This window comes from Sphingopyxis sp. (assembly GCF_035944815.1).
GTDB lineage: Bacteria > Pseudomonadota > Alphaproteobacteria > Sphingomonadales > Sphingomonadaceae > Sphingopyxis.
The window spans coordinates 73,163-85,707 of sequence record NZ_DASZAU010000004.1 but is presented as its reverse complement, the minus strand read 5'-3'; the positions used below and the strand labels follow the sequence as shown (position 1 = coordinate 85,707).

Sequence of the window (12,545 nt, the reverse complement as noted above, 5' to 3'; positions counted from 1 at the left end):
CTCGCATAGCGGCGTCGGGTGCGCGGACCTGACGGAGTTTGAGTTGGGTTCAGCCGGCAGCGCCGACGTCGACCGCGAAGCTGAACAGGTCCCCGGCCAGCGGCTGGGCGGCCAGATCCGCCGGACCCAGCCCCTTGCGCGCGGTCGTCGCATAGGCGGTTCGGCCATCGGGTCCGCCGATGGCGATCTTGGTGACATTGGCGACCGGGAACCGCACTTCGGCCGTCACCTCTCCCGATGCATCGTATCGCCGTGCGCGCCAGCCGTCCCAGAGTCCGAGCCAGACACCCCCCTCGGCGTCGCAGCAGACACCGTCCGGCCAGCCATCCCCGGGCGCGATCGACGCGAACAGTCTGCGATCGGAGGCGCTGCCGTCGGCACCGATGCTGTTTGCCCAGATCTCGCGCGCGAGCGTATCGACCGTATAGAGGATCGTACCGCCGGGCGACATGGCGGGTCCGTTGGTAATGCACGCCGGCGGGAGACCGCAGTCACGAACCTCGCCGTCGTAGCGGTAGAAACGGCCGACGGCGTCGGTCTCGCGGTCATCCATTGTGCCGAACCAGATAGCGCCGTCAGGACCTCTCGTCCCGTCGTTGATCCGGTTCGAGGGAAGGTCCGGCTCGACCTCTGCCAACAAGCTGAACGCGCCGCTCTCCGGCGCGAAATGATAAAGTCCGTCGGCGAGGCCGGCGACGAGGCCATCCTCTGAAGCGGGCAACACCCAGCCGATCTTCGCAGGCGCAGGCCAGCTGTTCCGGACGCCCGTCGCGGGGTCGATGGCATGGAGAGCCGGAGCGTTGATGTCGACGCACCACAGGAGCCCCCGCGCGCCGTCCCAGACCGGACCCTCGCCGAGTTCCGCCTGCAGCGAGTGGAAGTGCGTCGCTTCGAGGGTCATGATCAATTCCAGTGTTTGGCGCGGCTCGTCTTCCCGATGCCCGGGTTGAGCGTGTTGACGGGATCGAGCGCGCGATAGTGATCGGCCAGTGCCGGCGCCGCCGGATAGAGGTGGCCCACATTATGTTCGGCGGGATATTCGGCGCCCCGCGCCCCCATCAGGGCGAGCAGCCTGTGTTCGAGCGCCACGGGATCGACGCCCTTTCGGACAAGATAATCCTGGTGGAACACGTGGCAGAAGAAGTGGCCGTAGTAGAGCTTGCCGACGAGATCGCGCTCGATCTCCGCGGGCAGGGTCTCCAGCCAGTCGATGCAATTGCGCGGCAGCGCGACATCGAGCGCGACGATATCCTCGACCTCGCGAGGATGCAGCGCGCGGTAGCGGACCGCCGCGCCTGCGACAGCGAAGCGATGCAGCATGGCCCGTCCGGCCTCGGCGGGGCTGCATTCGAACATGTCGCCGGTTTCGCTGGGGAACATGCCGCCGAACAGGCGGCGGGCGAATCCGGCCGTGTCGCGCGACACCTTCACCACGAGATGATGCTCATAGGCGTCGCGGAAAGCGCGCATCCGCGGCGGCAGGTGATCGCCGAACAGCCTCGATGCCGCGTGCAGTAGCCGGTCCGCGAGCGCGGCGGGAAGGATGCGCGACAGGCGCGCGAAGCGGTCGATCGCGGCCTTGAGTCTGAACAGGCGCGGCAGCCGGGCGGTCCCGAGCGCATCGATCGCGAGCACCATGTCCTTGCCGTAGCGATCGGCGAGATCGAAGGCGTCGCGATGGATATATTCGCCCGAGATCGGGAGCGACGGTGCATCGAGAAGCAAGCGGCGCCGGATCCGCGTCAGTTCATGGGGGTCGTTGGTGCCGACATAGAAGACCGCCGGATCCACGTCCTGCTCGAAGCTGTCGACGCGAACGGCAAATACGATGAGCTTGCCCGCGCTCCCCGATGCCTCGAACAATCGTTCGGGATCGGCATTGTAGCGGGCGGGAGACGGCGCATCGACCGCCCGCACGATGCGGTCATAGTCGCTGGCGGCCGAGGCGGACCTGTCGTCCGCGACAATGTCTTCGTCTCCGAAGCGGCCTTGCTCGAGGTTCGCAAGGATCGTCTCGGGATCCTCGCCAAGCGCGATGCCGAGACGGTTTTCGAGTAAGAGCCGGCCATCCTCCTCGACCCGTCCGTAAAGGGCATATTCGGTATAGGCGGGGCCCCTGCGGACCAGTGCGCCGCCCGAATTGTTGCAGATCCCGCCGACGACCGACGCGCCGATACAGGATGAGCCGATCACCGAATGCGGTTCGCGGCCGAGCGGCGCGAGGCGCCGCTCGAGTTCGTCGAGGGTCGTGCCCGCGAGGCAGACGACCTGCTCGCCGCCGCGCAGGGGGAAGACGCCCTTCAGCCGCCCGGTGCTGAGGATGACGACGGGGCGGTCATAGGCACCGTCAGGCGTCGAACCGCCGGTGAGACCGGTGTTTGCCGCCTGGACGATCAGGATGCGTCCTGCCGCCACGCAGGCTTCGGCGACGCGCCACATGTCGACCAGGCTGCCGGGACGGACCGCCGCCTCGACTTCGCCCGTTCCGAACCGGTAACCCGTTGCATAGGGAGCCGCCGCCGCGCCGGTCAGCACATGGGCCGGGCCCGCGATCGCGCGCAGCGCCGAGAGGAAGGGCGCGGACGAGGGCCGGTCAGCGGCCATCGTTCCAGGCGATGACCTTGTGCTTCTGCGCGCCGAGCTTCTCGATCCCGAGTTCGATGACATCGCCTTCCTTGAGCCAGACCTGCGGCGACTTGCCCATGCCGACGCCCGGCGGCGTCCCGGTCGTGATGATGTCGCCGGGGAGCAGGAGCATGAACTCGCTCACATAGCTCACCAGTTCGGCGCAATCGAAGATCATCGTCCGGGTGTTGCCGGTCTGCATGCGAACGCCGTTGACGTCGAGCCACATGTCGAGATCCTGCGGATTGCCGACCTCGTCGGATGTGACGAGCCAGGGTCCGACCGGCCCGAACGTCTCGCAGCCTTTCCCGCGGTCCCAGGTCTGGCCACGCTCCATCTGGAACTGGCGTTCCGACAGATCGTCGACGACGAGATAGCCCGCGACATGATCGAGCGCCTTGTCCTTGTCGACATAGGAGGTCCGCTCGCCGATCACGATACCGAGCTCGACCTCCCAATCCATCTTGGTCGCGAGGCGCGGCTTGCGCACATCGTCGCCGCATCCCTGGATGCATGAGACCGCCTTGGTGAAGATGACGGGCTCGGGCGGCGCTGCCTGGCCGGTTTCCGCCGCGTGATCGGCATAGTTGAGCCCGATCGCGATGAACTGGCGGGTGCCGGCAACCGGCGGCCCGTATCGCACTGGCTGCTCGACCAGCGGCAACATGCTCCAGTCGAGCGCGCGGAGACGGTCGAGCCCCTCGCGCGACAGGGTGTCGGCATCGATGTCGGCCACGACATCGCCGAGGTCGCGCAGGTTGCCGTCGGCATCGATCAGCCCTGGGCGTTCAGCGCCGGCGTCGCCAAATCGAACGAGTTTCACCAGTCATTCTCCTTCATATTTCCCTGCCCTTCCGGACCCGGGACTTGTCTTTTGCCCCCGCAGCGGCGGCACGGAAAGGTCGCCGCGCGCAATCCGCCAGGGAGGCCGATGCGAATTCCGGCCGCGATCGTCGCTCGCCCCTCGCGCTAGGCGGGCGGATCGAAACCGGCGGCCGCGATCGCGGCACGCGCCGCGGCTTCGTCCTGCTCGGTCGTTCCACCCGATACCGCGACGGCGCCAACCAGGCGGCCATTTTCGAACAGCGGGTAGCCACCGCCCACAGCGACGACGCGCGGCAGGCGCGAAAGCGGCGCGAAGGCGGGATCCGATGACAGCTTGTTCCAAAGACCCGTCGGATATCCCATCGAGGCGGCAGTCCACGCCTTGCCGATCGCGACATCTACGGTCAAAAAGCGTGCGCCGTCGCTGCTCGCAAAAGCCCGCAAGGTGCCCGCCGGGTCGACGACCGCGACCGACGCCTCGAACTTTGCATCGGCGATGAAGTCGAGGGCCGCCTCGACGAGATGCGCGGACGCGCGGCGACTGACCGACGCGGCGGCGTTTGACAGGAGGCCCGCGCCACCGGCCGCTGGCTGATCGCTCAATAGGGCCATGGTGCCCTGCTGAATACACCGCCATCGACCCAAAGCGTCTGGCCCGTGACGAAGCGCGCCGCATCACTGGCGAAAAAGAGAATGACGTCGGCGACATCGCCGGGTTTGCCGACTCGCCCGAGCGGCGTGATCGGCGCCCAGCTCGCCTCGTAATCGGGCGACTCTTCGAGCGTTCGCGCCGTCTCGATCGCGCCCGGTGCGACGCAGTTGACGCGGATGCCATATTGGCCGAGCTCGACCGCCGAGGATTTCGTCAGCTGTTCGATGCCGCCCTTCGAGGCCGTGTAATCGACGAGGTTCGGGAACGCATGCTTGTTGCAGCCCGAACCCAGATTGACGATCGCGCCGCCGCCCGCCTCCTTCATCAGGCGGCCCGCCGCCTGGGTGTTGAGGAAGCATCCCTTGAGATTGGTCGCGATCACCCGGTCCCAGCTCTCTTCGGCGAGGTCCAGGAGAGGCGACCAGGTCTGCACACCGGCATTGTTCACGAGCAGCGCGGGCGCCAAGCCTGCCCAATCGGCTGCACGGCTGTGGAAGGCGTCGACTTCGGCTCTGGATGCGACATCGCAGCGCAGCGCAAGCACCCGTCCGCCGCCCGCCGATGCCTCGGCAGCGCTCGCCTCCGCCCCTGCCACGTCGCTGTTGAAACTGAACGCGACGTCATAGCCCGCCGCGACGATCGCCGCGACGAGATGGCGACCGATGCCGGTGCTGCCGCCCGTCACGATGGCAAGACGATTGGTCAAAGGCTCATTCCCCCGTCGATCACCATATTCGCGCCCGTCATGAAGCGTGCCTCGTCCGATGCGAGCAGGATAGCCGCAGCGGCGATTTCGTCCGGTGCGCCGAGGCGCCCCATGGGCTGGCGCGCGACGAAGGCGGCGCGCGCTGCCTCGATGTCGCCCGTCGCCGCCCAGCGGTCGTGGAGCGACGGTGTCTCCACCGTACCCGGGCTGATCGCATTGCAGCGGATGCCGCTTTTCACGAAATCGAGCGCAACCGACATGGTCAGTCCGATCACCGCGGCCTTGGTCGAAGCATAGGCAAAGCGCCCAGGGGCCGCCATGACCGACGAAACCACCGATGCGATATTGATGATCGAGCCGTCGCCGCGCTCGATCATGCCGGGCAGAAACGCACGGATGACCGCCGCGGTGCTCCGGACGTTGAGCCGGTAGCTGTCGTCGAGTTCGTCCAACGGCGCGTCGAGGATCGTGCCCGACGCGACCTTGCCGACGCAATTGACGAGCACGCTTACCGCCCCCGCCGCCCGCACCGCATCGGCCAGCGCGGCGTCATCGGTGACATCAAGGATGAGGCGCTCGACCCCGGGCGGCAGCACGTCGTCGGCGAAACGCAGGTCCGCGGCGACGACCTCGGCGCCTTCGGCCGCAAAAGCCTCGGCGATGCTGCGGCCGATCCCCTGCCCCGCCGCGCTGACGAAACATCGCTTACCCGCGAGACGCCCGCCCTTGCCTGCCATTCGATGATCCTTTCCCACAAGACTCGCGCAGCCATGCCGCGACGCCTCAATTGCGGTTTAATAGCGTAAGTAACAAACAGTCAATCCCGACTGCAAATATACTGCTCATCCAGCTCTCGATGGAAGCTCGACCGCGGCCGAGGCCGCACGGCACCGGCCTCAGGGCGTGTCGGCGGCTGCGATCCCCATTAGACGCCGGTTTGCGGCCCGGTCGGCGCTACCCGCCGCAAAGTCGTCGAAGGCATGCTCGGTCACCCGGATGATATGGTCGCGGATGAAGGGCGCGCCTTCCGCGGCCCCGTCTTCCGGGTGCTTGAGCGCGCATTCCCACTCCAGCACCGCCCAGCCGGGGAAATCATATTGCGCCATTCGCGAGAAGATGCCCGAAAAATCGACCTCACCATCGCCAAGCGAACGGAAGCGGCCGGGCCGGTCGACCCACGACTGATAGCCGCCATAGATGCCGACGCGCGGCGAGGGTTTGAACTCGGCGTCCTTGACGTGGAAGCAGCGGATGCGCTCGTGGTAGACATCGATGAAGCCGAGATAGTCGAGCTGCTGCAGGACGAAATGGCTCGGATCGTAAAGGATGTTGGCGCGCGCGTGACCGCCAACCGCGCCCAGGAACATCTCGAACGTCACCCCGTCATGAAGATCCTCTCCCGGATGGATTTCATAGGCGACGTCCACCCCCGCCTCGTCGAACGCATCGAGGATCGGCTTCCACCGCCGGCCAAGTTCGGCGAACGCATCCTCGACCAGTCCTGCGGGCCGCTGCGGCCAGGGGTAGAAATAGGGCCAGGCGAACGCGCCCGAGAAGGTCGCGTGCGCCGCAAGGCCGAGGTTCCGGCTCGCGCGCGCTGCCAGTCGGAGCTGCTCGACGGCCCAGCGCTGGCGTGCGGCGGGATTGCCGCGCACCTCGGGCACGGCGAACGCGTCGAACTGCTCGTCATAGGCGGGGTGGACCGCGACGAGCTGGCCTTGCAGGTGGGTCGACAGCTCGGTGATCTCGAGGCCCTTGCCCGCGAGCATGCCCTTGACCTCGTCGCAATAGGTCGTGCTTTCGGCAGCAAGAGCAAGATCGAAGAGCCGCCCGTCCCAGCTCGGGATCTGCACGCCCTTGTAGCCGAGACCCGCGACCCAGTCCGCGATCGCCTCGAGCGAGGAATATGGCGGCGCATCGCCGGCGAATTGGGCAAGGAAGATGCCCGGTCCTTTTATCGTGCGCATGCCTGCTCCCTTCAGATGTTGAAATCGGTCCAGCCGCGCCCGTCGCGGCTGGCAGCGACTGCGGCCGATACGAAGGCCATGCCGCGCAATCCCTCGTCAATCCCCGGCGCCGCCGTGCCGGGCTCGCCGCGCAGCTGCCGCGCGAAGTCCCGGTAGATGTTGGCGAAGGCCTCGAGATAGCCTTCGGGATGCCCGCCGGGCGTCCGCGTCGCGCCGCTCGCCGCGGCGCCGAGTGCGGTGCCGGCGCGCAGGATTTCTGTGCCGCCGTCGGCGCGGTGGACGACAAGGCTGTTGGGCTCTTCCTGGCGCCAGACCAGGCCGCCGCGCTCGCCGTAGAGGCGAATGCGAAGGCCGTTGAGTTCGCCGAGCTCGATCTGCGAGGCAAGGAGGACGCCCCTCGCGCCATTCTCGAAGCGCAGAAGGACCGCGACATCGTCGTCGAGGAGGCGCCCCGGTACCACCGTGCCGAGATCGGCGAACAGGCGGTTGACGCGGAGACCCGAGATATATTCGGCGAGATGAAAGGCATGGGTGCCGATATCGCCGATACAGCCGCCTTCGCCGGCGCGCGCGGGATCGACGCGCCACTCCGCCTGCTTGCCTTCGGCCGCGCCCGCGAGCCAGCCTTGCGGATATTCGACGACCACCTTGCGGATGGCGCCGATATCGCCGCGGGCCACGCGCTCGCGCGCTTCGCGGACGAGCGGATAGCCCGAGTAGGTATAGGTGACGCCGAAAGCGAGCCCCGAGGCCGTTACGGCATTTGCAAGCTCATGCGCTTCGGCAAGCGTCGCGGTGAGCGGCTTGTCGCTGAGGACCGGAAAGCCCGCGGCAAGCGCGGCCTTCGCCGCCGGAAGATGGTGATGGTTGGGCGAGACGATCGCGACGAAGTCGGCGCCATCTCCCCGCGCCCGTTCGCCCTCGAGCAGCGCGGCGACGTCGCGATAGGCGCGCGCGGGATCGATCCGGTACGACAGGCCGGCGGCACGGGACCGCTCGGCATCGCTGCTGAAGGCCCCGGCAACGAGTTCGATCTCGCGGTCGAGTTCGGCCGCAATGCGGTGGACCGGTCCGATAAAGGAGCCTGGTCCGCCGCCGATCATGGCCATCCGCAATCGTCGCATCGTCTGTTCCTTCAACCGTGATCTTGTTCAGGCGCGCAGCTGCGCGAGGAAAGCGTAGGATTTGGCCGCCGCCTCGATGCGCGGAATCGCGAAAGGCGGCTCCTGTTCATAATAGAAATGGCGCACGCCTGCGGCGTAGGCGGCGGGAAGGACCCGCGCCCAGTCGACGCTCCCCGTTCCGACTTCGGTCGGGTCGGTGCGCATCTGGGTGTTGGGGACCAACCCGCGCTTCACGTCCTTTACATGGAGCTGCCGGACCCGTCCGCTGTAACGCTTCAGGAACGCGACGGGGTCGAGGCCCGCCGATACGATCCAGCCGATGTCCGCCTCGAAATGGACGAGCGCCGGGTCGGTTTCCTTCGCGAGGATCTCCCAGCCGGTGCGCTTGTCTATCGGCGCGAATTCGACGCTGTGGTTATGGTAGCCGAGCGACACGCCGCCGGCCTTGAGCGGCACGGCCTTCTCGTTGAGCCTCGCCGCGAGCTTCACCCACATGTCGGCGCCGGCCTCGCGGACCGTGCGCGCGATGAGCGCGGCGAAATCCTCCCCCGGCTGCAACTTTGCGCCGGCGGGCAGCTGGAACATCGGCACAACGATCTGGCGGGCGCCGATCATGCCGGCGATATCGAGAAGCTTCTGGCTGTCGTTCGACAACGAAAAATCGCCCTGCGCGCCGACATGGATCGAGCTGATCGAGACGCCGGCGTTGTCGGCCGCGCGGCGTATCGTCGCCGCGTCGCGCCCGAGCAGGCCTGGCAGCTCGATATCGCGAAACCCGATCGCGGCGACCTTCGCCAAGGTGCCTTCGAGATCCTTCTGCGGCTCGTCGCCGAGCGCATAGAGCTGGATGCCGACGGGCAGCGACAGGCGGTCGAAGAAGCGCCCTGCGGGCGCCCGCATCGCGCAGGCGGGAAGCGCAAACGCGGCGGCGGTCCCGGCAGCACCCATCAGAAGCGAACGGCGGTCCAGGGCGAGGTTCATGGCAAGTCTCCAGGCGGTGTAGGGGATTGGGACGAGGTCTCTCCTCGCGCGGCGAGCGGTCGCGCCGACGGAGGCCGGAACGCCACGAGAAGCAGGAGGGCCCCGACCATAGCCAGGGCGGACGGGATCAGAAACAGCGCCTGATAGTCGGTGGCCCTTCCCTCGGCGGTTTCGATCGTGAGCTGCGACATGAGCCACGGGAAGAGAAAGCTCGCGACGACCATGCCGGCGCCCAGAATGAGGAAGTTGAACAATCCTTGCGCGCTCGAGCGCACATCCTCGGGAAAGGCCTCGTCGACGAAGATATAGACGGTCGCGAAGAAGAAGGCGTAGCAGATGCCGTGGAGCAGTTGCACCGCGACGATCGTCGGCACGCTGTCGGGCAGGAAGGCGAAGACGAGGAAACGCGCCGCGTGCCCGAGTATCCCGATGATGAGGACGGGGCGCCAGCCGAGCGCCGCAAGGACGCGTCCGAGAATGAGCATCGTCAATATCTCGGCCACCTGACCGAGGCTGAGGACCACCATCGAAAGATTGCCCGCAATGCCTACGCGTTCGGTCAGAAAGGCGTCCGCCATCACGAAATAGCCGTTGTGAACCACGGCGTCGATCAGGGTGACGAGGAACAGCACGCCAATGAAGGGCGTCCGTAGCATGCTTGCGGCACGCCGCCAAGCGAGGCGGTCGATGCCGCCGCCGGTGCGCGGCGGGGTGTGGGGAAGCGTCAGCGAATAGGCCGCCATCGCGAACGACAGCAGCGCGCCGACGAGGAAGATCGTCCGCACCTCGGACCCGTCGGCATCGGCGCCGAGAAGCAGAATGAAAGGCCAGCTCGCGATCACCCAGCCGATCGTGCCGCCCATCCGCACCGATCCGAACTGGCGCGCCGGATGCGGGAGATTGGCGAAGGCCATGCTGTTGGCGACCGACAGGGTCGGAACGTAGACGAGACTATAGCCGAGATAGAAAAGGAAGAAGGGCAGAAAGCTCGTGCTGTAGGCTGTGCCGAGCAGGCAGAGGCCGCCGATCGCATGGCTCGCAGCGAGGAAGCGCTCGGCCGCGAAGGTCCGGTCGGCGAACTGGTTCGAGAAGAAGATGCCGACGATCGCGGCGATGCCCCAGCTCGTTCCGACCAGTCCCTGCTCGCCCGCGCTGAACCCGAGCATCGACATATAGGGGAATAATTTGGGCTGCCATGCGCCCCAGATCGCGACCTGCAGCACCATCATCAGGAACAGGCGAAACCAGACCGTCATTTTCACTCCCCGTCGGCCGGCTCGAATCCCCGATGCCGTGCTCACCCCCTGCTTAGCGGGTCGCAACTTACGGGACAACATGCTTGTAACTTTATCAGAGAATCGGTACATCAGACGGAAATACCGGCGGGAGGATGGAGATCATGGACAGACGCAGCATGCTGCGCAACATCATGCTTTTGGCAGGTGTCGCGGCCGTCCCGCACACAAGTGCCGGGGCGCTGTTCGCCGGACCCGAGTCGCTCCCCGCCCCGACGGCGAAGCTGCTCGCGGCGGTTGCCGATACCATCATTCCGGCCACGGACACGCCCGGCGCCCTCGCGGCGGGCGTTCCGGACGCCTTCGAAAAGCTTCTGGCGAACTGGGCGGCACCCGTGCACCGCGCGAAGCTTGTTGGAGCGCTCGAGGCGATCGACACCAAAGCGCAGGGCGAGACGGGCACGGCCTTCGCTGCGCTCGCGCCGGACGCGCGGTTCGGCTTCCTCGATGCCTATGACAAGGCGAACGGCCTGAATGCCGACTATGCCGAGCTCAAGGAGTTGATCGTCACCCTCTACTATCTTTCCGAACCGGGAGCGACGGTCGAGCTTCGCTACGAGCATAATCCGGGCGCTTGGGAGCCCTCGATCCCGGTCACCGCCGAAACCCGCGCCTATGGCGGGCCGTCCGGCTTCTGACGCGACGTACGACCTGCCCCACGGGAGTTTGAAGAATGTTTGACGCCATCGTTATAGGATCCGGCATGAGCGGCGGCATTGCCGCCAAGGAACTCAGCGAGCGGGGCCTCAAGACGCTCGTTCTCGAACGCGGCGTGCGAATGGAACATGGCGCTTCCTACTCGGATTCGGTGCTTCCCTGGGAACTGATCAACGCCAACAAGGTCAATGAGGAAGAGCTCAAGCGCGACTATCCGGTTCAAGGCCGGCAATATGCGATGAGCGAGGTCAATAAGCACTATTGGGCGAAGGACAGCGAGCAACCCTACAGCGTCGATGAGGACAAGCCGTTCGACTGGTTTCGCGGCAATCTCCTCGGCGGCCGCTCGGTGATGTGGGGACGACAGACCTACCGGATGAGCGAAATGGATTTCGAGGCGAACGCCAGGGATGGTCATGGTTCGGACTGGCCGATCCGCTACGCCGACCTTGCACCCTGGTATTCGCACGTCGAGACCTTCATCGGGGTTTCGGGGTCCAGGGAGGGGCTGCCGCAGCTGCCCGACGGCGAATTCCTGCCGCCGTTCGCGTTGAATGATGTCGAAAAGGATTTTGCAGCGAAGGTCGCGAGCAAGTTCGACGGCCGCCGTGTGATTCCGGGACGCTGCGCGCATCTGACCGAAACGCGCCCGCACCATGAAGAGCTCGGCCGCATGCAATGCCAGGTTCGCTCGCTGTGCGAGCGGGGATGCACGTTCGGCGCCTATCATTCGAGCCTGAGTTCGTCGCTACCCGCCGCCATGGCGACCGGCAATTGTACGATCGTTACCGACGCGATCGTGCACAGCATCATTCAGGACCCGAAAACCGGCAAGGCGACGGGCGTGCGCGTCATCGACGCGAACAGCCGCGAGGGAAAGACCTATCAGGCGAAAATCATCTTCCTATGCGCCTCGACGATCGGCAGCGCGCAGATCCTGCTCAATTCGGCGTCGGAGAAGAACCCCACGGGGCTCGGCAATTCCTCGGACATGCTCGGGCGCAATCTGATGGACCATATCATGGCCGGAACCGCGGGCATCTACCCCGGCTTCCGCGACAGTTTCTACCGCGGCCGCCGGCCTACCGGCTTCTATTTGCCCCGCTTCCGGAACGTCACCGAACCCGGCGATTTCCTGCGGGGTTATGGATATCAGGGCGGCGGGATGCGGCTCGGCTGGAAGACACCCTGGAAGGCGGGCAAGGGCGTCGGCGCGCCGGTGAAGGAGATCGCGCGCAAGCCCGGCCCCTGGGTCGTGTTCCTGAGCGCCTTCGGCGAGATGCTGCCCAACCCCGAAAACCGGGTTACCCTGCACAAGACGAAGACCGATATCTGGGGCATCCCGCAAGTTCACATCGAATGCGCGCATGGGGACAATGAGACCAGGATGGCCAAGCAGATATCGACGGATGCCCGCGCGATGATCGAGGCGGCGGGCGCTATGGTCATAATGGATGCTGCCGGAAAATTGGGAACGCCTGGAGCCGGAATTCACGAAATGGGTACCGCCTGCATGGGCAAGGATCCGAAGACCTCGGTTCTGAACAAATATAACCAGCTTCACGACGTGCCGAACATCTTCGTCACCGACGGCGCCGCAATGGCGTCGGGCGGCTGCCAGAATCCGTCGATCACCTATATGGCGCTCAGCGCGCGCGCCGCGCATCACGCGAGCGAATTCCTGAAGGAAGGCGCGCTCTAGAAAATCGCGGC

At 66.1% G+C, this 12,545-nt stretch carries 12 protein-coding genes; 2 read left to right on the top strand and 10 right to left on the bottom strand.

Going from position 1 to position 12,545, the window contains the following annotated elements; genetic code table 11:
- Positions 1-49: 49 nt before the first annotated feature.
- The 10 genes from VGU00_RS05900 to VGU00_RS05855 all read right to left on the bottom strand — a co-directional run bounded on the left by VGU00_RS05900 (position 50) and on the right by VGU00_RS05855 (position 10,136).
- The gene (locus VGU00_RS05900; RefSeq protein WP_327466483.1) at positions 50-901 is read right to left on the bottom strand and encodes an SMP-30/gluconolactonase/LRE family protein; all 852 of its coding nucleotides are present in this window, start codon (positions 899-901) and stop codon (positions 50-52) included.
- Between the two features lie 2 nt (positions 902-903).
- Positions 904-2,604: a D-lactate dehydrogenase gene (gene dld / locus VGU00_RS05895; RefSeq protein WP_327466481.1), complete on the bottom strand. Its 1,701-nt coding sequence runs from the start codon at positions 2,602-2,604 to the stop codon at positions 904-906.
- Positions 2,594-3,448: a fumarylacetoacetate hydrolase family protein gene (locus tag VGU00_RS05890; protein WP_327466479.1), complete on the bottom strand. Its 855-nt coding sequence runs from the start codon at positions 3,446-3,448 to the stop codon at positions 2,594-2,596. Before VGU00_RS05890 ends, dld begins: the two co-directional genes overlap by 11 nt.
- A gap of 146 nt (positions 3,449-3,594) precedes the next feature.
- Complete coding sequence (locus tag VGU00_RS05885) at positions 3,595-4,062, bottom strand: heme-binding protein (RefSeq protein ID WP_327466477.1); 468 nt, start codon at positions 4,060-4,062, stop codon at positions 3,595-3,597.
- Positions 4,050-4,808 carry an SDR family NAD(P)-dependent oxidoreductase gene (locus VGU00_RS05880; protein ID WP_327466475.1) on the bottom strand — a complete coding sequence of 253 codons (759 nt, stop codon included), beginning with the start codon at positions 4,806-4,808 and terminating at the stop codon, positions 4,050-4,052. Before VGU00_RS05880 ends, VGU00_RS05885 begins: the two co-directional genes overlap by 13 nt.
- Positions 4,805-5,545 carry an SDR family oxidoreductase gene (locus VGU00_RS05875; protein WP_327466473.1) on the bottom strand — a complete coding sequence of 247 codons (741 nt, stop codon included), beginning with the start codon at positions 5,543-5,545 and terminating at the stop codon, positions 4,805-4,807. Before VGU00_RS05875 ends, VGU00_RS05880 begins: the two co-directional genes overlap by 4 nt.
- Positions 5,546-5,704: 159 nt before the next feature.
- Complete coding sequence (locus VGU00_RS05870) at positions 5,705-6,775, bottom strand: sugar phosphate isomerase/epimerase (protein WP_327466471.1); 1,071 nt, start codon at positions 6,773-6,775, stop codon at positions 5,705-5,707.
- Between the two features lie 11 nt (positions 6,776-6,786).
- The gene (locus VGU00_RS05865) at positions 6,787-7,899 is read right to left on the bottom strand and encodes a Gfo/Idh/MocA family oxidoreductase (RefSeq protein WP_327466468.1); all 1,113 of its coding nucleotides are present in this window, start codon (positions 7,897-7,899) and stop codon (positions 6,787-6,789) included.
- A 27-nt stretch (positions 7,900-7,926) separates the two neighbouring features.
- Positions 7,927-8,880, bottom strand: coding sequence for a sugar phosphate isomerase/epimerase (locus tag VGU00_RS05860; protein ID WP_327466466.1), 954 nt, complete (start codon positions 8,878-8,880; stop codon positions 7,927-7,929).
- The gene (locus VGU00_RS05855; protein WP_327466464.1) at positions 8,877-10,136 is read right to left on the bottom strand and encodes an MFS transporter; all 1,260 of its coding nucleotides are present in this window, start codon (positions 10,134-10,136) and stop codon (positions 8,877-8,879) included. Before VGU00_RS05855 ends, VGU00_RS05860 begins: the two co-directional genes overlap by 4 nt.
- Before the next feature lie 143 nt (positions 10,137-10,279).
- Between VGU00_RS05855 and VGU00_RS05850 the strand changes: the two genes are divergently transcribed.
- Entirely contained in the window at positions 10,280-10,813 is a 534-nt protein-coding gene (locus VGU00_RS05850; protein ID WP_327466462.1) for a gluconate 2-dehydrogenase subunit 3 family protein, read from the top strand.
- 35 nt (positions 10,814-10,848) lie between these two features.
- Positions 10,849-12,534 carry a GMC family oxidoreductase gene (locus tag VGU00_RS05845; protein WP_327466460.1) on the top strand — a complete coding sequence of 562 codons (1,686 nt, stop codon included), beginning with the start codon at positions 10,849-10,851 and terminating at the stop codon, positions 12,532-12,534.
- Positions 12,535-12,545 lie beyond the last annotated feature (11 nt).